Below are 24,509 nucleotides of genomic sequence, written 5' to 3'. Positions count from 1 at the left end.
AGTAGGTTAGTAGGTTGGAAATGGATAATTGAAATATAAATTTAAAATTAAAAGAAATGGCTTTAGAAATTACAGACAGCAATTTTAAGGAAATCGTGGCAGAAGGAAAGCCGACGGTTATTGACTTTTGGGCACCGTGGTGCGGACCTTGCAAAATGGTGGGCCCCATCATCGACGAATTGGCAACTGAGTATGAAGGCAAAGCAGTCATCGGTAAGTGCGATGTGGACGAGAATGGCGATGTAGCCGCCGAATACGGCATACGCAACATTCCCACGGTTCTCTTCTTCAAGAACGGGGAATTGGTGGACAAGCAGGTAGGCTCTGCACCGAAACCGGCTTACGTAGCCAAGATTGACGCACTGTTATAAGATGCTCAGTGAACGAGTTGACAAGGCTACAAGGAATGCGAGTATCTTCTCGTCAACTCGTCAACAGAAACCTTGTTTACTGAACTTAAATGACAGAGATATGGGAATGGAAGACGATTTTTTGCAGAATGATATTGATGACGAAAAGACCATCGAATACATCAAGAACTATTTGCCGCAAGAGTTGAAGGAGAAATTCTCCGACGATGAGTTCTATTATTTCCTTGATTTGATTGACGAGTATTACGCAGAGAGCGGCATCCTTGATGCGCAGCCCGATGCAGAAGGATACATCGACATTGATTTGGGAAAAATCGTGGACTACATTATGAAGGAAGCTCACAAGGACGAGATGGGCGATTACGCCCCGGAAGAAATCCTTTTCATCGTGCAGGCTGAGATGGATTACGCAGAGTCCTTGGGTGAGGACTGATTCGTTCCGTGAGGCTTTTATTGATTTTTTAGACGCGAATGGCGCGGATGGCTTTTTAATAAGGAATCCGCGTCATTCGCGTTTTCTGTTATAAATAACGGGAGGAGGTTAGGAGTTGCTTTGCAACGATTTGGCCATGCGGAACACTTCAATAATGTGAAGTAGAGACAAAAAAGAAAATGGCGGTAGCGATAAGTATGACACCCAGCACGCCGTAGAACCAGCGTGCCTGCTTCCGCCCGACATTCCGAACTACAAACTGGGTGTTCTGGGCAGTGAAGAACCACTCCCAGTCCAGCAGAGCGGCAAGCAGGGACATGGTGCCTGTCAGGGCGAAAATGCCTTGTATGAAATAGTGGCTCATAAGGAGTTGGTGATGGAAGAATTAGAATTGGTCCTCCTCTAAAGTCACTTTCCGCGCTCCATCCTCCACCTCTTCGATAGTCACCTTCACAGTGTTGCCCGGCAACAGCTCTTCTACCAGCTCCGGCCACTCGATGAAGCAGAGGGCGCCGCTGTAGAAGTAATCTTCGTAACCCATGTCGTACACTTCTTCCAATTTTTTGATGCGGTAGAAGTCGAAGTGATAAATCAGTTCGCCGGCAGTGTCGGAGCGGTATTCGTTGACAATGGCAAACGTGGGCGAGGTGATGACATCGGATACGCCCAGCTCTTCGCAAACGGCCTTGATAAAGGTGGTCTTACCTGCTCCCATTTTTCCGTAGAGAGCGAAGACGGTGTTGTCGCCCATGGCCTCGATGAATTGGTGGGCAGCTTCGCGAATCTGTTCTAATGATTGGATGTTGATTTCCAGCATACGTTTTATGATTTTTATTTGTATGGTTTTTCTTAATGTGATGATTTCCGTTGTAAAGATAGGCAAAAACTCTTTCCTATTTTGCAAACCACATAGATAATAATGGAAAAGAAGATGATGGAAGCGCCGGAAGGGACGTTCAGATAGAACGAAATCATCAGTCCGCCCAAGCAACTGAGGTAACCGATGCCGATGGAGAGCCAGATGATGCGGTGAAACCGGTGTGTGAACAGGTTTGCTGTCATTTGCGGAATGGTGAGCAGGGAGATGACCAGCACGATGCCTACCATGCGCAGGCACGCTACGATGGTAAGGGCGATGAACATCATCAGCGTATATTCGAACAGCTGCACCGGGATGCCTTGCGAACGGGCGAACTCACGGTCGAACGCCACATAGATGATGGGGTGCAGAAACAGAGCGAAGAACAAGGTCACCAGCAGGGTAAGTCCACCCAACAGGACGATATCGCCGGAGGTAATCGTGAGGATGTTGCCGAATAGGTAGGCGGACAAGTCGGGTGCAAAGCCCGGCGACAGAAAGGTGAATATGATGCCTAATGCCATTCCCAATGTCCAGAACATGGCAATGGCAGAATCTTCCCGCATATCCTTCCGCTTGCTGAGCCACTCCACTCCGAAAGCAGATACTACCGCAAACAGGGCTGCCGACAGAATAGGGGAGATGCCGGTATAAAGCCCCAAGCCAATACCGCCGAAAGAAGCGTGTGTCAGCCCACCGCTGATGAACACTAATCTTCGGGTGACGATGTATGTTCCTATCAGCCCGCACACAATACTTGCCAGCAGGCTGCCGACAATGGCGTGTTGGAAAAAGGTGTATTGTAGCAGTTCCATAACTTCTTTCTTTAATGCGTAGCGATGCGTCGTTCACCGATGATGAGGAACACTTCATCCTTGATGTTGTCGGGCAGGGCGATGCCGCGCAGTTGCAGGCTGCGTACCCATCCGGCTACGTCCGTGTCCTGCATGGTGTAGAATACGTCGCGGAACTCGTCCTCCTCTTCGGGAAGATATGAGTCGGGGCTGACGCCGATGTATTTGTCCAAGTCTTCGTCGTCATAGTACTCTATTCCTTTGCTGACGGCGGCCAGCAGGCTGTCGCGCTCGCAGGTTTCATGTTGTCCGCAGCACTCCACATCCACTTCTTGCACTTCGGGTAGGGCATCCAATTCGCCACGTTCCACCTGTTTCTGTAGTTTTCTGTTGCGCAGGATGCCGGCTATGGCGGCAACAAAGGCGAGGGCAATCAGGCTAATAATCAATATCCACATGGTTTTCCTTTCTCTGAAAAGCGGGTTTCTTTAATAGAACGGACAAAGATACATATTAGTTTTGTAACGGACAGATTTTAAACCCCGCTTTCTTCAAATCCTCCCAATAGCCTGGATAGGATTTCGACACCACTTGCGGTTCGTTTATCCGTATCTCCGGCACAACGAGGCAGGCAGGAGCAAATGCCATCGCCATGCGGTGGTCTTCATAGGTGGCTATGACGGGAGATTCTTCTGCCGGGCAGCGTTCGCCGTCCCACCACAAGATACTGTCCTGCTCCGAATGCACCACGTATCCCAGTTTGCGTAGCTCTGTGATAAGTGCGGCGATGCGGTCGGTTTCCTTGATTTTTAGGCTTTGCAGGCCGGTGAAGCGGAAAGGCACTTCCAACAGGCAGCAGGTGACAACAAATGTCTGTGCCAAGTCGGGGATGTCCACCATGTCCTCATCCAGTCGGGTGACTGGAGTTCCGTGCCGGGTCAGTCTGACGCCCCGATTCGTATATTCCGTATGCACCCCGAGACGTGCGAATACCTCCGCTCCGCGGCTGTCTCCCTGATAGCTGTGCGGAAAAAGCCCCAATAGTTCAACATTGTCCTCGCTCTTTCCCTTCTTCATTCCTTTCAGTGCCATTATCTGATACCAATAAGAGGCGGCGCTCCAGTCGCTTTCCACCGTGAAAGCGGTGTCCCGATAGCCGCCGGGGCGGACGAGGATGCTGTCTGTCGCACTCCAGTCGGCTTGTGCGCCGAAGTCGCGCATCAGTTGCAGTGTAAGGTTGATGTAGGGGCGCGAGATGATGTCACCCGTCAGGTGTAGGCGCAGTCCGTTGGGAAGGACGGCACCTATCATCAGCAGGGCGGATATGTATTGGGAGCTGACGTTTCCGGCAAGGGAGATGTCTTCGCCTTTCAATGCCGTTCCTGTGATGCGTAGGGGCGGGAAGCCTTCATTGCCGGCATATTCGATTTGTGCGCCCAGTGCCCGCAGGGCATCCACCAGTATGCGGATGGGGCGTTGCTGCATGCGCTGTGTACCGGTAATGATTCGGCAGCCCGGTATCACGCTGAGGTAAGCGGTGAGGAAGCGCATGGCTGTTCCGGCAGCCAGGATATCGATGTGTTCGGGATTTCTGTCCAGAGCACGTATCATGACTTTGGTGTCGTCACAATCGCTCAGGTTGCAAGGAAGCGTCTTTCCATGGGCGAGCGAGTGCAGGATAAGCGCCCGATTGCTGATGCTTTTGGATGCCGGCAGTTGTATGCCGGCATCCAGTGTGGCGGGGGCAGATACTTTGTATTGCATGGTCGTATTCTTATTTGCCAAGTTCTTTCAGCAACGCTTCTACGGCTGTTCTCAATTGAGTATCTTCACCTTTTACTATGGTCTCGGGGGAGTTGGCGACCTTGATGTCCGGTTCCAGCTGGCTGTTCTCCAAATAGCTGCCGTCCGGCAGACGATAGCCGATGACTGGGATGCCGAAGACCAATGACGGGTCTTGCAACGTCTCCCAAGAGACGCTGGTCATGGTTCCCGGAACAGGCATACCTACCAACTTGCCCAGTTTCCGGTGGCTGTAAACCCAGGGTGTTCCATGTGCATTGGAGTAGTTGGCTTCACAGGTCAGCATGATGGACGGCTTGTTCCAACGGCGGCTTGGCATGTCGCAGGCTTCGCGGCCGCGCACCACTTGCGTAAAGTATTTCTTGCCGCTGAATAGCACTTCCACATCTTCGTGCAGACGTCCGCCACCGTTGAAGCGGGTGTCAATGATGATGCCTTCGCGGTTGTTGTATTTGCCCAAGATGTCCGAATAGACAGAACGGAAGCTGTCATCGCCCATCGATTGGATGTGTACGTAGCCCAAGCGTCCGTTGGACCACTTATTGACATCTGCCGCACGTTGTTTTACCCAACGCATGTAGAGCAGGCTGTTGAAAGTGCCGTTGCTGACCGGAATCACCACTTCTTCCCATCGTTCTCCGTTTTGCGGGTTGTACAGGGAAACGAGTGTCTTCTTTCCGGCTTTGCCATTCAGCAGTGTATAGTAATCGGCATCGGGAGCGATTTCCATGCCGTCAATCTGTTCGATGACGACACCTGCCTTCACTTTTGTATGGGCTTTGTCAAACGGTCCTTTCTCTATGACTTCGGCAATGCGCATGCCTTTGTCCTGATATTCCCAATCAAAGAGCAATCCTAAACTGGCGGTCGGTTCGCTCTGTCCGTTCGGAGAGAATCGTCCTCCGGTATGCGAAACATTCAGTTCGCCCAGCCATTCACTCAGCAGCTCGGCAAAGTCGTAGTTGTTGCTGATGTGGGGCAGGAACTTGCGGTAAGCGGCGGTCATGGCATCCCAATCTACTCCGTGCATGTTGGTGTTGTAGAAGCGCTTTTGCTGCTGTTTATATACATGGTTGAACATATATTCGCGTTCGGCGGCTAGGTCCATTTTCACGTTGGCACGATAGGAGATGGATGTCAGCGCATCCGAAGAGAGGTCCATCTTCTGCATGTTTCTGCCGCTCAGCAGGAAGAGTCTCTTTCCTTCGCGGTCCATTTCTAGGCTTGCCCAACCGGTACCCATCTTGTGAAGCAACTTGGTTTCCCTTTTGCGGAGGTTCATCTTCCAAAGGTCATATCCTTTTTCAAAAGCGGCTAAGTAGTAAAGCGTTTCTCCGTCTTGCGAGATGATGGCGTCTCCCATGTTCGAAGAGTTGGGAGTGAGGCGTACGATGCGGTCTTCGATGTCCTTCAGTTCCACGATGATGTCTTTCTTCTTTCCCGCTTTATCATCGTCTGTTTTCGTCTCTTTCTTTTTGTCTTTGTTTGTTCCCTTGTCGGTCTCTTTTTCTTTTTTCTGTTCTTTTTCCAGTTCTTTGCGGAGTTCGTAGTCCTCTTTGCTCAGGCAATACTTGTCGTATGCGTCCTGGTTGAGGAATACGAGCATGGCATCGTTTTGCGAGCCCCACGAAGCATGGGCGCGCATACCGTAGCGTTCGGTGGTGAAGAGAATCGCATTTCCGTCAAGCGCAAAGCGGGGAGAGCCACTTGAATAGCCGCTGTTAGTCAGGTTTACGATTTCACCGCCTCCTTGTGCGCTGACAAGGCCGATATCTGAATACGGGTCGTGCCTGTTGCCGATAAATTCCAGGGTGAACCATTTTCCGTCCGGCGACCATGCGTAGTCGAAACCGCCTCCGGTGCTATACCAGGCAGAGCCGTCTGTGATTTGCCGTACGGCTTTGGTCTCCAGATTGACAACCATCAGGCGGATGCGGTCTTCGATGAAGGCAAGTTCTTTGCCGTCCGGTGAGAATTGTGGGTAAGCGCGTTCTACGGTAGATGAGGGCAGCAGCACTTCTTCTTTCACCAATGTGGCATTCGGGAAGTTGGGGTCTTCCTTGCGGGCTATTTTGGCAAGATAGAGTTGCCAGTTGCCGTCGCGTTCGCTGGCGTAGGCCAACGTGCGGTTGTCCGGTGCAAAAGAGAGTCCGGTCTCACGTGCCGGGGTATGCGTGATTTGCTTGGTGGTGGCATAGTCGGTGGCGGTTACAAATACCTCGCCGCGTACCGCAAACGCGATTTGCTTTCCGTCCGGTGAGACCGTAGCGGAAGAGGCCCCACTGCTAAAGCTCAAGTTGCTGAGTTGCGGTTGGTCATCGCGGATGATGTTGATATTGACTTTTTGGGGGGCGGCACCGTTTGATTGGGTATAGATTTCGCCATCATAGCCATAGCACAACGTACCGTTGTCGCTCATGGAAAGGAAGCGTACGGGATGTGTCTGGAAGTTCGTGATTCCTTTCACCGATTGTGGTTGGGACAGCGGGAACGAATAAACGTTGAAGCTGCCGCCGTTGCGTTCGCTCAGGAAGTAAACGGTCTGTCCGTCGGGAGCCAGTACCGGGTTGCGGTCTTCGCCGGCGTGTTGGGTCAGGTTGGTGTGCTTTCTTGTTTGTGCATCGTATATCCAGATGTCACGGGTAATGGAGGAGGTGTGGTGTTTTCGCCATTCGTCTTCAAATCCTTTCCGGTCTTGATAGAGGAACTGCTTTCCGGATTTGTCGAAGCAGACCGCTTCGGCCGGAGTACCCAACACTTGTTCGGTGCGTCCGCCTGTTGCCGGAACCTGGTAGAGCTCTGTCATGGCAGAGGTGGGGAAGAGGGCGCTGCTCGCCGGGTCTTGGATGGCGGCGGAGAACAGGATATACTTGCCGTCTGGTGTGAAGGCGGAGGGCAGTTCACCGGCAGAGTGGGTGGTCAGTCGTCGGGCGGCTCCTCCGTTTGCCGGCATCACAAAAATGTCGAAGTTGCCGTGACGGTCGCTGGCAAAGGCAATCTGCTTGCCGTCGGGCGACCATACGGGGGTACATTCATACGTCTCTTGGGTGGTGAGTTGCGTGGCGGTTCCGCCTTTGGCGGCTACTTTATAGATGTCTCCTTTATAGCAGAATACGATTTCCGTGCCATCGGGTGAAATTCGTACGTCGCGCATCCAAAGGGGAGTGTCGGCATATCCGGCAATGGCCGTTAAGCCGAGTGTGAGGGTTGCAAGTATTTTTTTCATTATAAAACCGGTTATGTTATAGGGTTTTGTTTTACCTCACAAAAATAGGAATAAAATGTGAAATATGGAAGTGCTGATAGAAAAGTTGTTACGAAATGAACCTCTCTGCACCATTTGTCCCGAACGGTTTTGGAGGCATTGTTTTTCAGTGCGGTACTGAAGGGCATTCGGTACCATACTGAATATCCCCCCTCTCAGAAGGGGGGTAGAGGGGGTATGCGATTTCCTCTTTCGCTAAGGAAAAAGAATATCTTTGTTTTGAAAAATCATGATATCTTAATTGAGCGCTCTTTCTCTTTTGGGTGCGCTGTTGTGACTTCCTATTTCATCCCTCTCGCTTTATACACTTGTTCTTTGGCGCTATTGATGCGTTGGAATTTCTCTTCCGCCGCCTTTCTGATGTCTTCGCCAAGCGTCGCCACTTTGTCGGGGTGATGCTTCAGGGCGAGGCGGCGATAGGCGGCACGCACTTCGTCGTTGGTGGCGGTAGGCTCTACTTCCAGCACTTTATAGGCTTCCTCTAAGGTGTCGCCCCCCAGATTGAGCATGGACTCCACTTCTTTTGCGGAGAGTCCCATGTAGATGGCCACCTCTTTCAGCGCTTCTATCTCTTGGTTGCAGACGTGTCCGTCGCTTTTGGCTATCTCAACCAGGAAGTCAAGCAGTTGCAGACGCTCTTCGTAAGTCAGATTAGCGGCAATCTGCCTGCCGCAGTCGCGGATGGTATTTTTGAATGCGAAAGGGTTCAGTCTGTCCATCTGCTTTTGTTGCTCAAAGAGCCTGAGCAGTATCTGTTCTCCTTCTCTCATGGCGGATTCGCCGAACGTACTCCGCAAGAAGCGGCGTACAAACTCCATTTCGCTGTGCATGATGCGTCCGTCCGCGCGGATGATGTAGGAAGCCATTACCAGCATGGAGAACAGAAAGCTGTTGCGTTGTCCCGTGTACGCGGAGTTGTCTGTCTCTTCGTTGCCGTAATAGCCGCCTGCAGGGGCGGAATCAGTATCGAACAAGGAACCGAGCACGAATCCTGCCAGTGCTCCCAACGGGCCTCCCGCCATGAAGCCGATGATGCCTCCTATCCATTTGGCTGCTCCCATAACTCTCTTCGGTTTGGATGATAAATCAGTTTAATGTGAATGAGTGTGAGCCGATAAGGCTGCCGCCGGAGAAGATGTCCACGCGGTAGGCGCCGGCATAGAGAAACTCTTCCACATCCCAGTAAACGGTGACCGTCTGCTCCTCTCCGGTGTATTCGATATACTTCTTGATGGAGTATGCCAGATTGCGGTTTTCGTAAGAGAATGTTTCCGATGCGTTCTTGGTCAGCACATCGTTGTCCGGCTTGGTGATACGGACGTAGAGGGTGCGTTCGCCGGTTTCGGCGGTGATGTTCTTCACGATGGTGAAGTTTATCTTGAACTTCACGATGTCTTTCACTTTCTTGGCGGTCTTTCCGCGTTTGTTGGTGGGCAGCACGGAGATGTTAGTGGCATCCAGTTGTGCGGCGAGGGTCACTGTTTTGGTCAGGTTCTTCTTTTCCTCCGCCAGGCTGCTGATTTGTCGGGATGCGGCGTTGTATTTTCGGGTGACGTCCTCTATCACTTCTTTCTGGTGGGCGGTCAGGCGGTTCAGCGAATCAATCTGGTTGATGTAGCCCACCATTACTTTGCGCAGGGAGGCCAGCTCTTTCTTCAGGCGGCGTATTTCGGTGGCGTTGCTGCTTTTCACGGTACGCAGCTCTTCCAGCAGGCGTTGTGTTTTCAGTTGTTCTTGCTCCAGAAGCACGGAGAGTGAGTCGTTCGATACCGTCAGTTTCAGTTCGTCATACTGCTGTGCAAAGTCGGTGTACTGGTTTTCAAGGTCTTCCTTCTCCAATTGAAACTCTTGTGTCAATTCGTAGTTGGTTCTTTTCTCGGAAATCAGCAGGACGGTGACACCTATTAATAATAGTATAAGGAGGCTGCCTGCCACAATGATAAGTTTGTTGTTCTTATTTGCCATGAGGGTATGTTTTAGAGTTCCTTTTCTCAATTTTCCGGACAAAGATACGGATATTTTCGATAAAAAGATTGAAAATACCTTTCTGCCCCTCGAAAAAATGGGCTGTCTGTCCGGAAACATGTAACTTTGCGGTTATAACGAAAAGTAACTATGAGCAATTCTGAAAAACGAGTATTGGTGGGCATGAGCGGAGGTATAGACAGCACCGCCACTTGCCTGATGCTGAAAGAGCAGGGCTATGAGATAGTCGGCCTTACCATGTGGGTATGGGGCGATGAGCCGGTGGAGGCACGCCAACTGGCTGACAGCATGGGTATAGAGCATTACATTGCCGATGAACGCGAGGCATTCCGACAGACCGTTGTACAGAACTTTATCGATGAATACCGTCAGGGGCGTACCCCCAATCCGTGTGTGATGTGCAACCCGCTGTTCAAGTTCCGCATTCTCTGCGAATGGGCGGACCGGTTAGGGTGTGCCTATATCGCTACCGGACACTACACCCGTTTGGAAGAGCGAACCGGAAAATGGTACATCGTTGCCGGGGAGGATGACAAGAAAGACCAGTCCTATTTCCTATGGCGACTGGGGCAGGAGGTTCTGAAACGTTGCATCTTCCCGTTGGGCACATTCACCAAAGGGCAGGTACGCGCGTATCTTCGCGATAAGGGATATACACTCAAGGCCGAAGAGGGCGAGAGTATGGAAGTCTGTTTCATCAAGGGCGATTATCGCGACTTTCTGCGTGAACACTCTCCGGAGATAGACCGTGAAGTAGGGCCGGGTTGGTTCGTCAACTCCGAAGGGGTGAAGCTGGGCGAGCATAAAGGGTTTCCTTACTATACCATCGGACAGCGGAAAGGGCTGGAAATAGCGTTGGGAAAGCCCGCCTACGTGCTGAAAATCAATCCGCAAAAGAATACCGTCATGTTGGGCGATGCCGAACAGCTGCAAACGGAATACATGCTTGCCGAACAGGAGTGCCTGATTGATGAAGAGGAGTTTTTCGGCAGTGAAGAACTCACCGTCCGCATCCGTTATCGCAGCAAACCGATACCTTGCACCGCAAAGCGTCTGGAGGACGGACGGCTGTTGGTGCACTTCCGGTCGCCGGCCTCTGCCATCGCTCCGGGACAATCTGCCGTGTTCTACATCGGCAGGCGGGTGGTGGGCGGTTCGTTCATCGCTTCGCAAAGAGGAATCGGGATGTTTGTGGATTTATGATTTACGATTTATAAGTTATGATGTTGAAGAGATTTGCATTCCTTTCCGCCTTTCTCCTGCTTGTGGCGGGAGTATCGGCCCAACAAGACACCTTGAAGTATCGCATCAGCCTGACGGACAAGGCAGCCACCACCTATTCGCTGGAACAGCCGGAGGCGTTTCTTTCTGAAAAGGCGATTGCCCGCCGCATGAAACAACAGCTGCCGATAGACTCCATGGACTTGCCGGTATGCAGCCGGTATGTGGAGGAGATTCGCCGGCAAGGGGTAGGCATCGTCGTTACCGGCAAGTGGGAAAACTTTGTCACCGTATCCTGCAACGACTCCACGCTGATAGACCGTATAGCGGCATTGCCTTTTGTGCGTGCCACGGAGAAAGTGTGGAGCGCTCCCGGGGCGAACCGGCCAAGTATCTCCACCTGGCGGGCCGAATTGGCAAATAAGCCAACCAAATATCCGGGTAATGTATATGGAACCGCCTTCGACCAAATCCGGCTTTGCAATGGCGACAAGCTGCACGAAGCCGGGTTCAGGGGGCAGGGCATGACCGTGGCGGTGATTGATGCGGGCTTCCACAACGTCGATAAGATAAAGGCGATGAAGAACATCCGTATCTTGGGAACGAAGGATTTCGTTAACCCGCAAGCAGACCTTTTTGCGGAGCACAGCCATGGCATGATGGTGCTTTCCTGCATCGGCATGAACCGCTCCCACGTGATGACCGGTACCGCTCCCGAAGCCTCCTTCTGGTTGCTGCGCAGCGAAGACGAATACACCGAACACTTGGTGGAACAGGACTACTGGGCGGCTGCCGTGGAGTTTGCCGACAGCGTGGGCGTGGATGTAATCAATACCTCTTTGGGCTACTATACGTTCGACGACCCGTCGAAGAACTATACTTACCGTGATTTGGACGGGCACACCGCCTTGATGTCTCGGCAGGCCTCGCACGTTGCCGACAAGGGGATGGTGCTGGTGTGCAGTGCCGGCAATTCGGGTGCGGGCTCTTGGAAGAAGATTACCCCGCCGGCGGATGCCGAACACATCCTCACCGTGGGTGCCGTGGACAAAGAGGGACAATTGGCGCCTTTCTCTTCCGTCGGTCCTACGGCAGACGGACGGATAAAGCCCGATGTGGTAGCCGTAGGCTTGAACGCCGATGTGATGGGGACCGACGGCAATCAGGGACAAGCGAACGGAACCTCTTTCGCTACTCCTATCCTCTGCGGTATGGTGACGTGTCTGTGGCAGGCTTGCCCGGAACTGACGGCAAAGGAGTTGGTGGATTTGGTGCGTCGTTCTGCCGACCGGTCCGCTTTCCCGGACAATATCTACGGATATGGACTGCCCGATATCTGGAAAGCTTATCAAGAATATCAGGCTTCCGACAAGAAATAAGTAAACCCGTTGGCGGAATTAATTCGCGGGTCTGCTTCTTTGCACTTCTTAATACGCTGATTATCAGATATTGAAAACTGGGCTGACAGACACTTGTGTTCAACGTGACAAACACTTGTGTTCAAGCCGACAGACACAAGTGTTTGAGACGACAGACGCAAGTGTCTGTCAAACCGGGGAATATAGGGGAAATTGCAGAAGGTATTTCCTTGCTGTTTTCCCTTTACTCGTTTTAAAGTATCGCTTTATCGGCATTAAAGTGAAATTTTATTGGGAATAAAGTCTTTGAATGGAACGATAGTAAGAAAACAGATATGGAATATAAGACCTCTCTTTCCTTGTACGAACTCAATGCGCTGGTGCGCCGCAGCGTCGAACAAAGCCTGCCCGAAGAATTCTGGGTACAGGCGGAATTGAGCGATGTGCGCACCAACAGCACGGGACATTGTTACCTGGAGTTTGTGCAGAAGGACCCTCGCAGCAACAACCTGATAGCCAAAGCCCGGGGAACCGTCTGGGCAAACGTGTTCCGCCTGCTGAAGCCCTATTTCGAAGAGAGCACCGGACAGGCTTTCACCTCCGGCATTAAGGTGCTGGTGCAGGTCACGGTCAGTTTTCACGAGCTCTACGGCTATAGTCTTATCATACAGGATATCGACCCCACCTATACCTTAGGCGATTTGGCACGCCGTCGCCGGGAAATCCTGAACCAGTTGGAAGAAGAAGGCGTGCTGACCTTAAACAAGGAACTGGAGATGCCTCGCCTGCCGCAGCGCATCGCTGTCATCTCTTCGTCCACCGCAGCGGGCTACGGCGACTTTTGTCATCAGCTGAAAAACAATCCCGGGGGATTCTTTTTCTATACGGAGTTGTTTCCCGCCTTGATGCAGGGCGACCGGGTGGAGGAGTCTGTCTTGTCGGCGCTCGACCGGGTGAATGCCCGTTTGGAGGAGTTCGATGCCGTGGTCATTATCCGGGGTGGGGGTGCCACGTCCGACCTGTCCGGATTTGATACCTACCTGCTTGCTGCCGCCTGTGCGCAGTTTCCCCTGCCCATCATCACGGGCATAGGCCACGAACGGGACGATACGGTGCTGGACTCCGTGGCGCATACCCGCGTAAAAACACCTACCGCCGCTGCCGAATTCCTGATAGCTTGTATGGATGAGGCCGCAGATGAGTTGCGGACGCTGCTCTTCCGTTTGCAAGAGGGTGTCCGGAACCGCTTGCAACAGGAACAGCGCCGGCTGACCGACTGCAAGAACCGGATTCCTGCTGCCGCCTACCGCCGCCTGGCAGATGCCAAACTGACACTGCTGACCGTTCGGAAAGATCTGTCGCAAGTTGTCGCTTCCTCTTTGGCATACCATCGTCACCGTCTGGAGCTGTTGCAGCAACGCATCACGGATGCCTCGCCGGAAAGACAACTTGCCCGCGGCTACAGCCTCACGCTGAAAGAGGGGAAGGTGGTGAAGCGTGCGGAGGAGTTGCATGCCGGAGACGAGATAACGACGAGGTTTATAAATGGAGAACGAAAATCAATAGTTAACAAATAAGCTAAATTATATAGGCACGGGTTACGCGGATTTCACGGTAGGCATCAAGGTTCAGTAATAAACCATACATCTGAAATCATAAAATCTTTCCGTGAAATCCGTGTAATACGTGCCTGAAAATCGTAAAGTGTTATGAAGAAAAAACAGACCTACTCCGAAGCCATGGCGCGTCTGGAGGGCATCGTCCGTCAAATAGACAATAACGAACTGGAGATAGATGCGCTGGCCGAAAAGATAAAGGAAGCCAACGAAATCATCGCCTTTTGCAGCGATAAACTGACCAAAGCCGACCGGGAAATTGAAAAATTACTGGCGGAGAAGCAGAAATCTGAGGAATAAAGCGTACTTTTGTTGCAAAATGTAGCAATGAAGTAACTAAATAGTTGAAATATGAAAGAACTGGATTGGGCTAATCTGCCGTTCGGATATATGAAGACAGATTACAATGTGAGAATTTACTATCGTAACGAACAGTGGGGCGAACTGGAGGTTTGCAGCGAGGAAACCATCCCGATGCATATAGCAGCCACCTGTCTGCACTACGGACAGGAGGCCTTCGAAGGGCTGAAAGCTTTCCGTGGCAAGGATGGCAAGGTGCGCATCTTCCGCCTGGAAGAGAATGCGGCACGTCTGCAATCCACCTGCCGCGGCATCCTGATGCCGGAACTCCCGACAGAGCGTTTCAAGGAAGCCATCTTGAAGGTGGTGAAGCTGAACGAGCGTTTCATTCCGCCCTACGAGTCGGGCGCTTCGCTCTACATCCGTCCGTTGCTGGTGGGTACCGGTGCACAGGTGGGCGTACATCCTGCCGATGAATACCTGTTTGTGGTGTTTGTTACGCCGGTAGGACCTTACTTCAAGGGCGGTTTCTCTACCAATCCGTATGTCATCATCCGCGAGTTCGACCGCGCCGCGCCGCTCGGAACGGGTATCTACAAGGTGGGCGGTAACTATGCGGCCAGCCTGCGTGCCAACAAGAAGGCGCACGACTTGGGCTATGCCTGCGAATTCTATCTGGATGCCAAGGAAAAGAAATACATCGACGAGTGTGGTGCCGCCAACTTCTTCGGCATCAAGGATAACACTTACATTACGCCGAAATCGACTTCCATTCTGCCCTCTATCACCAACAAGAGCCTGATGCAGCTGGCCGAAGACCTGGGCATGAAGGTGGAACGCCGTCCGATACCGGAAGAAGAGCTGCTGACCTTCGAAGAGGCCGGTGCCTGCGGTACGGCTGCCGTCATCAGCCCCATCGAGCGCATCGATGATGTGGAGAACGGCAAATCCTACGTCATCTCCAAGGACGGGAAGCCGGGACCGGTATGCACGAAACTGTATAACAAGCTGCGCGCCATCCAGTATGGCGACGAACCCGATACGCACGGCTGGGTGACCATCGTGGAGTAAAGGGTGCGTTTGCACGATAAGGATGATGAAGCCTGAAGGTGTATAATCATTCGGTGGAAAGGTTAGTAATCTTGCGGAATGAAGATTACTAACCTTTTTCTTTGCCTTAAATACCGAAAGTCAGTACCTTTGCCTTCGCAAAACAGAAGAAAAGAGACCATGAGCAAAGGAAAATTAGAGAAATTTGCCGATATGGCGAGTTATCCGCACGTTTTCGAATATCCCTATTCGGTGGTGGACGACGTGCCGTTCGAGATGAAAGGAGAGTGGAACGAACGCTTTTTCAAGAACGACCATCCGATAGTGCTGGAACTGGGCTGCGGCCGTGGAGAGTACACGGTGGGGCTGGGGCGTATGTTCCCCGACAAGAATTTCATCGGGGTGGATATCAAAGGTGCCCGTATGTGGTCGGGAGCCACCGAGTCGTTGCAATCGGGCATGACGAATGTCGCCTTCCTGCGTACGAACATCGAAATCATCGACCGCTTCTTTGCGCCGGGCGAGGTCAGCGAGATATGGCTCACCTTCTCCGACCCACAGATGAAGAAAGCTACCAAGCGGCTCACGTCCACCTACTTTATGGAGCGTTACCGCAAGTTCCTGGTGGACGGCGGCATCGTCCACCTCAAGACCGACAGCAACTTCATGTTCACTTACACCCGCTATATGATTGAGAAGAACGCGCTGCCGGTGGAGGTGATGACGGAAGACCTTTACCACTCAGGTATGGCGGACGACATACTCAGCATCAAAACCTACTACGAACAGCAATGGTTGGATCGGGGGCTGAATATCAAATACGTCAAGTTCCACCTGCCGCAAGCGGGCGAGCTGCACGAACCCGAAGTGGAAATAGAACTGGACGAATACCGCAGCTACAACCGCAGCAAGCGCAGCGGTCTGCAGACCAGCAAATGATTGACAATTATCAATTGACAATCATTTGCTAAATATAAATCATAAATATAAAATCATAAATCTAAATATGACTCTTTATCCTAAATTGATTCTGGACGCACTGGCCACCGTGCGTTATCCCGGCAACGGGAAGAACCTCGTCGAGGCAGAGATGGTGGCCGACAACTTGCGCATCGACGGGATGAAGGTCAGCTTCTCACTGACCTTCGAGAAGCCGACAGACCCCTTCATGAAGTCGATGGTGAAAGCGGCCGAAACGGCGATACACACGTATGTATCTCCCGAAGTGGAAGTAAGCATCGCTACCGAAAGCCGTCAGGCGGCACGTCCCGAAGTGGGTAAGCTGTTGCCGCAGGTGAAGAACATCATCGGTGTGTCTTCCGGTAAGGGCGGTGTAGGCAAATCGACCGTGGCGGCAAACCTTGCTGTCTCTTTGGCAAAGCTGGGCCACAAGGTAGGGCTGTTGGATGCCGACATCTTCGGTCCCTCCATGCCCAAGATGTTTCAGGTGGAAGATGCTCGTCCTTATGCCGAGAACATCGGAGGGCGCGACCTGATTGTCCCGATAGAGAAGTATGGCATCAAGTTGCTTTCCATCGGTTTCTTTGTGGACCCCGACCAGGCCACCCTGTGGCGTGGCGGCATGGCGAGCAACGCCTTGAAGCAACTGATAGGTGATGCAGACTGGGGCGAACTGGACTACTTCCTTATCGACCTTCCTCCCGGCACAAGCGACATCCACTTGACGGTGGTGCAGACGCTTGCCATGACGGGGGCCGTTGTAGTCAGCACACCGCAGGCGGTGGCTTTGGCAGATGCACGCAAAGGCATCAATATGTTCACCAACGACAAGGTGAACGTGCCCATCCTCGGCTTGGTGGAGAACATGGCGTGGTTTACGCCCGCCGAACTGCCCGAGAACAAATATTACATCTTCGGCAAGGAGGGCGCCAAGCGGCTGGCGGAAGAGATGAATGTACCCTTGCTGGGACAAATCCCCATCGTGCAAAGCATCTGCGAGAGCGGTGACAATGGTACTCCGGTAGCGTTGGACGAGAACACCGTGACCGGACGTGCCTTCCTGCAGCTGGCTGCTGCCGTGGTTCGTCAGGTGGACCGCCGGAACATGGAGATGGCGCCGACACAGATTGTGGGGGTGCATAAGTAATGCTTATTTAGGGAGTTATCGGGAGTTAAAGGGAGTTATTCGGGAGTTAGAAGCCAATACTATTGCTTTGTGTTGGTTGAACTATTGGCCTTTGACTCCCGAATAACTCCCTTCTAACTCCCGATAACTCCTTGAACAATATAGGCCAGGAGTCTCGGCACGCTTCGCCTGTTATTGTAGGCGGAATACGATGGGAACCGTGTATTTTACGTTTACAGCTTGTCCTCTTTGCATGCCGGGTTTCCATTTTGGCATAATGGCAGTCAGACGGATGGCTTCCGCATCCAGCAGCGGGTCAACGCTTTGGATTACTTTTGGCTCGATGATGTTCCCTTCCGTATCCACTATAAATTGTATGACAACTCTTCCCTGAGCCTTGGTCTTTTGTGCCTCTGCCGGATATTTGATATTTTTGTTGATAAATGCCATCATGGCAGACATACCGCCGGGATATTCCGGCATTTTCTCTACAACTTCAAAAACGGTTCTTGCTTTCGGAGTGGTGGCCTTTTCGGGGATCCTTCCTATTACTGCCGTTTCATCTATCTTTTCAACAGGCTTATTAACCGTCGAGTCTTCTTCTGGCAATCGGAACATCACGGGAATTGTGTATTTCACCCTCACCACTTCTCCTCTTTGTGTGCCCGGTTTCCATTTGGGCATGGTGTTGATGACGCGCATGGCTTCCGCATCCAGTTCCAGATGTACACTGCGAAGGATGCTTGTATGGCTGATGCTACCGTCCTTTTCTACTATAAACTGTACGGTCACCCGTCCTTGCGTACCCTCTTGTTGGGCCTTTTTCGGGTAACGGATGTTTTCTGTCAAATATTGCATCAGTCCCGCCATGCCGCCATCGGGGAACTCCGGCATGTTTTCCACGACTTCAAACGCTGGGGTGTCAAGAGTGTCTTTTCCCACCGCTTTTCCTTTGTAGGTCACTGATGGGATGTCCGGTTTCGGCTGAGGCGCGACTTGAGGGGCAGAGGATTTTGTCGTCGTTGGTTCCATTCGGGTATCCACCGCCTCTATGACTTCCGCAGCAATCTCCTTCGTGGTGCGTGCCACGGCTTCGATGTTGCTGACAATCATCAGCGAGGCTGCCAGCGGAAAGAACATCAGATACTTGGTTCTTCCAATCTCTTTGGTTCTCCTTTTGTTCATCATCCTGATTCGTTTTTTCAAAGGTAAAACATTGAAACTGTTATAGATGGTTGCGGAAGCCTTTTGATGCGCCAATCCTAACAGATGGTACTGGTAGGTTTTGGAGTCATAGCCGTGCTCCAGCACGCGGGCATCGGCCATGTATTCCAGGTTGGTGCGGATTTCCTGTTTCGTGAGCCAGGCAAAGGGGTTGAACCAGCAGAAGATGCACCCCAGTTCGCTGATGATGACATCCACAGAATGCCATTGTCGGGCGTGCGTCAGTTCATGTGTCATGATTTCGCTCAGTTCCTCTTCGGTGTGCGAGGAGGGATGGATGAAAATCCAGTGGAAGAAAGAGAAAGGCCCGTCTGCCTGTGGCAGCAGGTGCACGTTGGTGCCTGCTATCCGTGTTTGGCGGCATCGGCAGGCCAGCCGGATGATTCCTGTCAGTTGCAGGGCGAAGCGCAGGAGCAAGAGTGACACCACGCTCCAGTAGGCGATGGTTGTATATTCCGTGATGAGGTTTTTCCAACCGGTGGAGCCTGTTCCTATTTCCATCGTAAACTCCGGCAATACGACCGTGGCATAGAGGTCGGCCATTGCCACCATCGGTTCCTGTTTCGTTATCCACGTCTGTATGTTCAGCAAGGGGATGGCAGCAGAAATGGCAAAGAAGCACAGCAGTGCCGTCCGGCGCCAACTGAAGAACGTGTCTTTGTGGAAAAAGAGCCGATAGAACGCATAGAAGAGCGCTATTGCGACGTTTGCTTTTAGAAAATAGGCTAACATTTTTCTGATTTTAGATTTCAGATTTAGATACCTATGCCATTGTTTTATTCCACACGGCATCCATCATAAATCTGAAATTATTCACTTCCTTTCTCTATCATATCTATGATGTCTTTCAGTTCGTTGGCTGAAATTTTCTGCTCTTTGGCGAAGAAAGAGACCATTTCTTTGTAAGAGTTTTCAAAGTAGTTGCGCACAAATCCGCTCATGAAGGTACGCTTGTATTCGCTTTCGCTGATAAGCGGGGTGTATTGGTAGGTGTTTCCCATTCGTTTGGGGCGGACGTATTGTTTACGTTCCAAGTTCTTCACGATGGAGGCCACGGTAGTATAAGGTGGCGCCGGTTTGGGATATTTGGCTACAATCTCTTTCACAAAACAACTGCCCAGTTCCCAAATATACAACATTGCTTCTTCTTCTTGTCTCGTCAACTTTTCCATGCGTATAAATGTTTAAATAAATTTAGTACAAAGCTACGTCTTTCTCGTAACTTATCGGTCGCTTGCGGGTTAAATAATCTAAATGGGACGATTTTATTTGGAAGTCTATATAGCTTCAAGCTAAAAGTTATACTCAACTATGATTTCGGTTTTGCATATCTTTGATATGTTTTCAATAAACAGGTTTACAAGGCCGCAAGGAAAGCTGTTCGGATTGCTGCTGACATTCCATTTGGCAGACAGATTATGTGGTTTGAAAATCAGAATTGTTTACACGGTATATCTAACTCCTCCAAAATATCTTTCTCCCAATTTTTTCTTTCCGCGTCTTATCCGGCTCTTTTCTGCTCCATAGTTTCTTCGGACGTTCTTCGGACGTTCTTCGGACATTCTTCGGTCCTAGGGAGTGGAGTTTGTCCGAAGAACGTCCGAAGCCGAATAGGTTCTGGTAGGGGTCGGTCAGGGAGCAGGCAGGGAGAACGGGGGAGAAACGGGAAAAAGCGTTTTTTTTGCCGGAATGTGTCTGCATCGAAATATGTGCAGGAAAATACTTTACATTTTAGTAGGCGATTAGACATAAATGATTCTATCGGCGGATTACTCCCTTTATTGCTTGTGATTCGGATAAGGATGGATATCGTAAGCGGTTGAAAGATGAAAGACAATTGATAAATAGGGGGACTATTTCTGTTTTTTCCTTCAGTCTGTGTGAAGTACGGCAGAAATTGTCTATCTTTGCGACTTATTAATGGATAATTTTTTTTTGAAAGATGAATGATACTGTCGTAAACGGAGGAAATGTACAACAATCTGTTGAAGAACAAGAGATTGATTTGCTGGAGTTGGCAAAGAAAGTGTGGGATTCGCGGATGCTCGTCTTAAAGGTGTGCGGTATTGGAGCTGTGATAGGCCTGGTGGTTGCTTTTAGCATTCCCAAGGAATATACGGCGGAAATTTTGATTGCACCGGAATCTTCCGGAAAGAAAAGCGTGTCATCCGGTATGGGAGCATTGGCGGCGATGGCGGGCGTGAATATCGGAAGCTCATCGGGTAGTGATGCCATCTATCCTGATTTGTATCCTGATATTGTGAGCTCTATGCCTTTTCTTATCGACCTTTTTGATATGGAAGTGCATGAGCAGAAGGATAGCACTGCGATGACTCTTGCCACTTATATGAAGGATCATCAAAAAGCTCCGTGGTGGAGTTCGGTTATCGGTGCGCCTTTTAAGCTGGTAGGCTGGACGATGTCGTTGTTCAAGGATGAAGAAGAGGAGAAAGGGGACAAAATAGACCCGTTCTGTCTGACACCTGAACAGAAACAAATTGTTGATGGCATCGGTTCGAATATAATGATTACGGTAGATAAGAAAACAATGGTGATAACACTTGCCGTCACGATGCAAGACCCGCTGATTGCGGCGGTTGTCGCTGATTCAGTGCGCGCAAAGTTGCAGGAATATGTGACGGACTATCGGACCAGTAAGGCACGCACGACTTTGGAATTTACCGAAAAACTGACCCGTGAGGCTCGGGAAGAATACTATGAAGCGCAAGCGAAATATACCCGTTTTGCTGATACCAACCAGGGGCTGGCGATGCAAAGCTCGCGTGCGGAACTGGAAAAATTGCAGAATGAAATGAACCTGGCTTACAATGCTTACAATCAGATGAGCCAGCAATTGAGAGCGGCCAAGGCGGATGTGGAGGAGGTTACTCCTGTATATACCATCATTCAACCGGCATCGGTGCCCTTGCGCCCTTCGAAGCCGAATAAGATGATGGTTCTTGTGGGCTTTATATTCCTTGCCGCTGTGGGAAGCGTAGGTTGGATTCTGTTTGTGGACGATCTTCTGAAAAATATGAAGGAGCAGCTGGCAGGCAACAAGCAGAAGGCGGAAGCCTAAGGTTGCGGCGCTTCTTTTGAATACTGAATTGGGGGGCAGGCGTTCTGAAATTTGCGGAAAGCAAATTATCGGATGTCTGCCCCCCACATCAATTTATTACGGAGTGTGTCGAAGAAGATGTGATTGTGGCGTTTCACCACCTTGATGCTGTAGTCTGCCCGGGAGATGTGCAGGCGGGTGGTCTCTTTGCACGATTCGCTTCGGCCGTCGATTGCCACCAGAAAATTGTGGCTGCGGCTCTCTACGTCGAGCGTGACTTCCCAGTCGTCGCAGATGACGATGGGGCGCACGTTGAGGCTGTGCGGGGCCACGGGCGTGATGGCGATGGTCTTGCTGTGGGGCACGATGACCGGACCGCCTACACTGAGCGAGTAGCCGGTGGAGCCGGTGGGCGTGGCGACAATCAGCCCGTCTGCCTGGTAGGTGGTGAGCGGAGCGCCGTTGATGGCAGCGTGGATGCTGATCATGGACGAGCTGTCGCGCTTCAGTACGGCTATTTCGTTAAGGGCGTATGGCGATTTCATCAGGCGTTCGTCGTCGCATTTCAATTGCAGCACGCTGCGTTCTTCCACCTTATAATGGTTGTTGTGGATTTCATCGAATGTCTGTTCCATTTCTTCCGGTGAGATGTCCGCCAGAAAGCCAAGTCTGCCGGTATTGATGCCGAGGATAGGGATGTCTTTCTTCCCTACGCGGCTTGCCGCTTGAAGAAAAGTGCCGTCACCACCGATGCTGATGACCATATCCGCATCAAAATCTTCGCCATCCAGCAGCTCGGCGGCAGGGATGCTGAGGTGTAGGCCGGCGGTCAGGAACTTGTGGAATTCCCGGCAGATGCAGAGTTGTGCATGGTGCTGTGCGAGCAACCGGAAAAGAGTTGCCGCATGTGAGGATTTCTTGGCCTGATAGGTATTTCCGAATATCGCGAATTTCATAATCAATTTTCTTGGATAGGGATGCAAAGATGCTATTTTTTTCTCAGATTGCAGTCAAGGTATCACTATTATTTGTATTTTTGCCCGAAAGAATGAAGCACCTTGTGTTTTTCATTCAGGAGCTAAAAAGGAGTCAGAAGGAGCTTGTCCTCCGAAACCGGGCTGGAAGTTGAAGGCAGACAGCCTTTTTGTAGGGAGGGTATTCTTGGCTGTTCCTGGCAATTCTTAAAGAAATAAAACTGGAATTATGACTAAATTAAGTGTGAACATAAACAAAGTGGCAACGCTGCGAAATGCCCGGGGAGGGAATGTCCCGAATGTGGTACAGGTGGCGTTGGATTGTGAGCGTTTTGGCGCCGATGGCATTACGGTGCATCCCCGTCCCGACGAACGGCATATTCGTCGCAAGGATGTGTATGATTTGCGTCCATTGCTGCGGACGGAGTTTAATATCGAAGGCTACCCCTCTTCCGAATTTATAGATTTGGTCTTGAAGGTGAAGCCTCATCAAGTGACATTGGTTCCCGACAGCCCTACACAGCTGACCTCGAATGCAGGATGGGACACCAAAGCCAATCTTGGCTTTTTGAGTGAGGTGCTGGAGGAATTCAACAATGTGGGCATCCGCACTTCCGTGTTCGTCTCTACGGATGTGGAGATGATAGAATATGCCGCTAAAGCAGGGGCAGACCGGGTGGAACTCTACACAGAGCCATACGCCACAGCCTATCCGCAAGGGCGGGAAGCAGCAGTGGTGCCTTTTGTCAAGGCCGCTAAGGCAGCCCGTAGCCTGGGATTGGGGCTGAATGCCGGACACGATTTGAGCTTGGTGAACCTGAATTATTTTTATCAAAACATCCCGTGGTTGGACGAGGTCTCCATCGGTCATGCGCTGATTAGCGATGCACTCTATATGGGGTTGGAACGTACCATCCGGGAATATAAAAACTGTCTTTGCTCATGAATGTAATGTTGTTGTTGGCCCAAGTGGCTCCGGCACTTGCCGATTCTTTGGCAGGTGCCAATCCGGTATTGACGCAAGTAAACGCATCCGATGAAATGAACCTGTGGAGCCTCGCTGTCAAGGGTGGTTGGATTATGGTGGTTCTGGGACTGCTGTCGGTGGTTTGTTTCTATATTTTATTTGAGCGCAACTATGTTATCCGGAAGGCAGGGAAAGAAGACCCTCAGTTCATGGACAAGATAAAGGATTATATCTTGGGAGGAGAACTGAAAGCCGCTATTGCCTATTGCCGCAGCGTGGATACGCCGTCGGCGCGTATGATTGAAAAGGGCATCAGCCGCCTGGGACGTCCGGTGAACGATGTGCAGGCTGCCATCGAGAATGTGGGTAACATCGAAGTCGCCAAATTGGAAAAGGGAATGACCATTATGGCCACCATATCCGGCGGTGCGCCCATGATTGGTTTCCTCGGTACGGTGACCGGTATGGTGCGTGCCTTCTGGCAGATGGCGAATGCCGGTAACAATATTGACATCACACTGCTTTCCGGTGGTATCTATGAGGCGATGATTACTACGGTTGGTGGTCTGATTGTGGGTATCATAGCCATGTTTGCCTATAACTACTTAGTGACACTGATAGATGGCGTGGTCAACAAGATGGAAGCAAAAACCATGGCTTTCATGGATTTGCTGAATCAACCTGCCAATATCTGACAATTCTTCAATCTCAATTCTTCATTTAAAAGTGCTAAAACGTAGAATCAAAATATCGCCCGCATTCAGCATGGCATCCATGACGGACTTGATTTTCCTGCTGCTGATTTTCTTTATGATAACCTCTACGATGGTGTCGCCCAATGCTATCAAGGTGTTGTTGCCACAAGGAAAGCAACAAACTTCGGCGAGGCCTCTGACCAGGGTTATTATCGACAAGAACCTGAACTATTATGCCGCTTTCGGCAATGACAAGGAACGGCCGTTGGCGCTGGAGGAGTTGACTCCTTTCCTGCAATCGTGTGCAGACAAGGAGCCGGAGATGTACATAGCCTTGTATGCCGACGAGACTGTGCCTTATCGAGAAATCGTGAAGGTACTGAACATTGCCAACGAGAATAAGTTTAAGATGGTGTTGGCGACACGCCCACCCGAAAACAGATAAATGG

General features: G+C 51.1%; 24 protein-coding genes. 13 read left to right on the top strand and 11 right to left on the bottom strand.

The annotated features are described in order from the left end of the window. The first annotated feature begins 56 nt into the window (after nt 1-56). The gene (gene trxA, locus K2G43_RS11800) at nt 57-371 is read left to right on the top strand and encodes a thioredoxin (RefSeq protein WP_300155429.1); all 315 of its coding nucleotides are present in this window, start codon (nt 57-59) and stop codon (nt 369-371) included. Between the two features lie 100 nt (nt 372-471). Beyond that, nucleotides 472-804, top strand: coding sequence for a hypothetical protein (locus K2G43_RS11795; protein ID WP_297643552.1), 333 nt, complete (start codon nt 472-474; stop codon nt 802-804). 148 nt (nt 805-952) lie between these two features. On the opposite strand, the gene K2G43_RS11790 is transcribed toward K2G43_RS11795, so the two are convergent. The 8 genes from K2G43_RS11790 to K2G43_RS11755 all read right to left on the bottom strand — a co-directional run bounded on the left by K2G43_RS11790 (nt 953) and on the right by K2G43_RS11755 (nt 9,490). Further along, nucleotides 953-1,168, bottom strand: a complete 216-nt coding sequence (locus tag K2G43_RS11790) for an immunity 17 family protein (protein ID WP_300155425.1) — start codon at nt 1,166-1,168, stop codon at nt 953-955. A 21-nt stretch (nt 1,169-1,189) separates the two neighbouring features. Next, on the bottom strand, nt 1,190-1,618 hold the full coding sequence (gene tsaE, locus K2G43_RS11785) for a tRNA (adenosine(37)-N6)-threonylcarbamoyltransferase complex ATPase subunit type 1 TsaE (RefSeq protein WP_297643560.1): 429 nt from the start codon (nt 1,616-1,618) through the stop codon (nt 1,190-1,192). Between the two features lie 35 nt (nt 1,619-1,653). Next, nucleotides 1,654-2,478 (bottom strand): metal ABC transporter permease, encoded by an 825-nt coding sequence (locus K2G43_RS11780; RefSeq protein WP_297643549.1) that lies wholly within the window; start codon nt 2,476-2,478, stop codon nt 1,654-1,656. 11 nt (nt 2,479-2,489) lie between these two features. Continuing rightward, the gene (locus tag K2G43_RS11775) at nt 2,490-2,915 is read right to left on the bottom strand and encodes a phospholipase (protein ID WP_300155421.1); all 426 of its coding nucleotides are present in this window, start codon (nt 2,913-2,915) and stop codon (nt 2,490-2,492) included. A 55-nt stretch (nt 2,916-2,970) separates the two neighbouring features. Next, the gene (locus tag K2G43_RS11770; RefSeq protein ID WP_300155471.1) at nt 2,971-4,221 is read right to left on the bottom strand and encodes a 3-phosphoshikimate 1-carboxyvinyltransferase; all 1,251 of its coding nucleotides are present in this window, start codon (nt 4,219-4,221) and stop codon (nt 2,971-2,973) included. A gap of 10 nt (nt 4,222-4,231) precedes the next feature. Continuing rightward, nucleotides 4,232-7,486: a S41 family peptidase gene (locus K2G43_RS11765; protein WP_300155418.1), complete on the bottom strand. Its 3,255-nt coding sequence runs from the start codon at nt 7,484-7,486 to the stop codon at nt 4,232-4,234. A 320-nt stretch (nt 7,487-7,806) separates the two neighbouring features. Continuing rightward, nucleotides 7,807-8,586: a TerB family tellurite resistance protein gene (locus K2G43_RS11760; RefSeq protein WP_297643541.1), complete on the bottom strand. Its 780-nt coding sequence runs from the start codon at nt 8,584-8,586 to the stop codon at nt 7,807-7,809. Nucleotides 8,587-8,611: 25 nt separating this feature from the next. Continuing rightward, on the bottom strand, nt 8,612-9,490 hold the full coding sequence (locus K2G43_RS11755) for a hypothetical protein (RefSeq protein ID WP_300155415.1): 879 nt from the start codon (nt 9,488-9,490) through the stop codon (nt 8,612-8,614). 150 nt (nt 9,491-9,640) lie between these two features. On the opposite strand from K2G43_RS11755, the gene mnmA reads away from it, so the two are divergent. The 7 genes from mnmA to K2G43_RS11720 all read left to right on the top strand — a co-directional run bounded on the left by mnmA (nt 9,641) and on the right by K2G43_RS11720 (nt 17,163). After that, nucleotides 9,641-10,714, top strand: a complete 1,074-nt coding sequence (gene mnmA, locus K2G43_RS11750; RefSeq protein WP_297643537.1) for a tRNA 2-thiouridine(34) synthase MnmA — start codon at nt 9,641-9,643, stop codon at nt 10,712-10,714. Between the two features lie 20 nt (nt 10,715-10,734). Beyond that, a complete protein-coding gene (locus K2G43_RS11745) occupies nt 10,735-12,111 on the top strand; it encodes a S8 family serine peptidase (RefSeq protein ID WP_300155468.1) in 1,377 nt (458 codons plus the stop codon). Between the two features lie 314 nt (nt 12,112-12,425). Continuing rightward, nucleotides 12,426-13,667 (top strand): exodeoxyribonuclease VII large subunit, encoded by a 1,242-nt coding sequence (xseA, locus tag K2G43_RS11740; protein ID WP_300155413.1) that lies wholly within the window; start codon nt 12,426-12,428, stop codon nt 13,665-13,667. A gap of 132 nt (nt 13,668-13,799) precedes the next feature. Then, a complete protein-coding gene (gene xseB, locus K2G43_RS11735) occupies nt 13,800-14,006 on the top strand; it encodes an exodeoxyribonuclease VII small subunit (protein WP_297645532.1) in 207 nt (68 codons plus the stop codon). Between the two features lie 51 nt (nt 14,007-14,057). Beyond that, nucleotides 14,058-15,077, top strand: coding sequence for a branched-chain amino acid aminotransferase (locus K2G43_RS11730; protein WP_300155410.1), 1,020 nt, complete (start codon nt 14,058-14,060; stop codon nt 15,075-15,077). Between the two features lie 159 nt (nt 15,078-15,236). Beyond that, nucleotides 15,237-15,995 carry a tRNA (guanosine(46)-N7)-methyltransferase TrmB gene (trmB, locus tag K2G43_RS11725; RefSeq protein ID WP_300155408.1) on the top strand — a complete coding sequence of 253 codons (759 nt, stop codon included), beginning with the start codon at nt 15,237-15,239 and terminating at the stop codon, nt 15,993-15,995. A 67-nt stretch (nt 15,996-16,062) separates the two neighbouring features. Further along, nucleotides 16,063-17,163, top strand: coding sequence for an Mrp/NBP35 family ATP-binding protein (locus K2G43_RS11720; RefSeq protein WP_297643084.1), 1,101 nt, complete (start codon nt 16,063-16,065; stop codon nt 17,161-17,163). Between the two features lie 171 nt (nt 17,164-17,334). On the opposite strand, the gene K2G43_RS11715 is transcribed toward K2G43_RS11720, so the two are convergent. Both K2G43_RS11715 and K2G43_RS11710 read right to left on the bottom strand, forming a co-directional pair. Then, on the bottom strand, nt 17,335-19,107 hold the full coding sequence (locus tag K2G43_RS11715; RefSeq protein WP_300155464.1) for a M56 family metallopeptidase: 1,773 nt from the start codon (nt 19,105-19,107) through the stop codon (nt 17,335-17,337). Between the two features lie 68 nt (nt 19,108-19,175). Beyond that, nucleotides 19,176-19,538, bottom strand: coding sequence for a BlaI/MecI/CopY family transcriptional regulator (locus K2G43_RS11710; RefSeq protein WP_297643064.1), 363 nt, complete (start codon nt 19,536-19,538; stop codon nt 19,176-19,178). Nucleotides 19,539-20,308: 770 nt separating this feature from the next. Between K2G43_RS11710 and K2G43_RS11705 the strand changes: the two genes are divergently transcribed. Then, on the top strand, nt 20,309-21,445 hold the full coding sequence (locus tag K2G43_RS11705; protein WP_300155403.1) for a Wzz/FepE/Etk N-terminal domain-containing protein: 1,137 nt from the start codon (nt 20,309-20,311) through the stop codon (nt 21,443-21,445). 65 nt (nt 21,446-21,510) lie between these two features. Here the strand turns inward: K2G43_RS11705 and K2G43_RS11700 are convergent, their stop codons facing one another. After that, nucleotides 21,511-22,380 carry an NAD kinase gene (locus K2G43_RS11700; RefSeq protein ID WP_300155401.1) on the bottom strand — a complete coding sequence of 290 codons (870 nt, stop codon included), beginning with the start codon at nt 22,378-22,380 and terminating at the stop codon, nt 21,511-21,513. Nucleotides 22,381-22,627: 247 nt separating this feature from the next. On the opposite strand from K2G43_RS11700, the gene K2G43_RS11695 reads away from it, so the two are divergent. The 3 genes from K2G43_RS11695 to K2G43_RS11685 all read left to right on the top strand — a co-directional run bounded on the left by K2G43_RS11695 (nt 22,628) and on the right by K2G43_RS11685 (nt 24,505). Further along, on the top strand, nt 22,628-23,344 hold the full coding sequence (locus tag K2G43_RS11695; RefSeq protein WP_297643069.1) for a pyridoxine 5'-phosphate synthase: 717 nt from the start codon (nt 22,628-22,630) through the stop codon (nt 23,342-23,344). Further along, nucleotides 23,341-24,060, top strand: coding sequence for a MotA/TolQ/ExbB proton channel family protein (locus K2G43_RS11690; RefSeq protein ID WP_297643070.1), 720 nt, complete (start codon nt 23,341-23,343; stop codon nt 24,058-24,060). Before K2G43_RS11695 ends, K2G43_RS11690 begins: the two co-directional genes overlap by 4 nt. 70 nt (nt 24,061-24,130) lie before the next feature. After that, nucleotides 24,131-24,505 carry a biopolymer transporter ExbD gene (locus K2G43_RS11685; protein ID WP_300155461.1) on the top strand — a complete coding sequence of 125 codons (375 nt, stop codon included), beginning with the start codon at nt 24,131-24,133 and terminating at the stop codon, nt 24,503-24,505. Nucleotides 24,506-24,509: the final 4 nt, after the last annotated feature.

The sequence above is a fragment of the Bacteroides sp. genome (genome assembly GCF_029057325.1).
Classification (GTDB): domain Bacteria; phylum Bacteroidota; class Bacteroidia; order Bacteroidales; family Bacteroidaceae; genus Bacteroides.
The sequence above is the reverse complement of the archived record's forward strand: the minus strand, read 5'-3'. Positions and strand labels throughout refer to the sequence as shown.

Bases quoted from the DNA above. Each gene is read 5' to 3' on its own strand.
- K2G43_RS11790 (WP_300155425.1), bottom strand. From the start codon at position 1,168: ATGAGCCACTATTTCATACAAGGCATTTTCGCCCTGACAGGCACCATG.
- K2G43_RS11755 (WP_300155415.1), bottom strand. From the start codon at position 9,490: ATGGCAAATAAGAACAACAAACTTATCATTGTGGCAGGCAGCCTCCTT.
- K2G43_RS11760 (WP_297643541.1), bottom strand. From the start codon at position 8,586: ATGGGAGCAGCCAAATGGATAGGAGGCATCATCGGCTTCATGGCGGGA.
- K2G43_RS11770 (WP_300155471.1), bottom strand. From the start codon at position 4,221: ATGCAATACAAAGTATCTGCCCCCGCCACACTGGATGCCGGCATACAA.
- K2G43_RS11695 (WP_297643069.1), top strand. From the start codon at position 22,628: ATGACTAAATTAAGTGTGAACATAAACAAAGTGGCAACGCTGCGAAAT.
- K2G43_RS11705 (WP_300155403.1), top strand. From the start codon at position 20,309: ATGAATGATACTGTCGTAAACGGAGGAAATGTACAACAATCTGTTGAA.
- K2G43_RS11730 (WP_300155410.1), top strand. From the start codon at position 14,058: ATGAAAGAACTGGATTGGGCTAATCTGCCGTTCGGATATATGAAGACA.
- K2G43_RS11795 (WP_297643552.1), top strand. From the start codon at position 472: ATGGGAATGGAAGACGATTTTTTGCAGAATGATATTGATGACGAAAAG.
- mnmA (WP_297643537.1), top strand. From the start codon at position 9,641: ATGAGCAATTCTGAAAAACGAGTATTGGTGGGCATGAGCGGAGGTATA.
- K2G43_RS11700 (WP_300155401.1), bottom strand. From the start codon at position 22,380: ATGAAATTCGCGATATTCGGAAATACCTATCAGGCCAAGAAATCCTCA.
- K2G43_RS11690 (WP_297643070.1), top strand. From the start codon at position 23,341: ATGAATGTAATGTTGTTGTTGGCCCAAGTGGCTCCGGCACTTGCCGAT.
- K2G43_RS11710 (WP_297643064.1), bottom strand. From the start codon at position 19,538: ATGGAAAAGTTGACGAGACAAGAAGAAGAAGCAATGTTGTATATTTGG.
- K2G43_RS11780 (WP_297643549.1), bottom strand. From the start codon at position 2,478: ATGGAACTGCTACAATACACCTTTTTCCAACACGCCATTGTCGGCAGC.
- K2G43_RS11720 (WP_297643084.1), top strand. From the start codon at position 16,063: ATGACTCTTTATCCTAAATTGATTCTGGACGCACTGGCCACCGTGCGT.
- K2G43_RS11775 (WP_300155421.1), bottom strand. From the start codon at position 2,915: ATGTGGATATTGATTATTAGCCTGATTGCCCTCGCCTTTGTTGCCGCC.
- K2G43_RS11765 (WP_300155418.1), bottom strand. From the start codon at position 7,486: ATGAAAAAAATACTTGCAACCCTCACACTCGGCTTAACGGCCATTGCC.
- xseB (WP_297645532.1), top strand. From the start codon at position 13,800: ATGAAGAAAAAACAGACCTACTCCGAAGCCATGGCGCGTCTGGAGGGC.
- trmB (WP_300155408.1), top strand. From the start codon at position 15,237: ATGAGCAAAGGAAAATTAGAGAAATTTGCCGATATGGCGAGTTATCCG.
- K2G43_RS11745 (WP_300155468.1), top strand. From the start codon at position 10,735: ATGTTGAAGAGATTTGCATTCCTTTCCGCCTTTCTCCTGCTTGTGGCG.
- K2G43_RS11685 (WP_300155461.1), top strand. From the start codon at position 24,131: ATGGCATCCATGACGGACTTGATTTTCCTGCTGCTGATTTTCTTTATG.
- xseA (WP_300155413.1), top strand. From the start codon at position 12,426: ATGGAATATAAGACCTCTCTTTCCTTGTACGAACTCAATGCGCTGGTG.
- trxA (WP_300155429.1), top strand. From the start codon at position 57: ATGGCTTTAGAAATTACAGACAGCAATTTTAAGGAAATCGTGGCAGAA.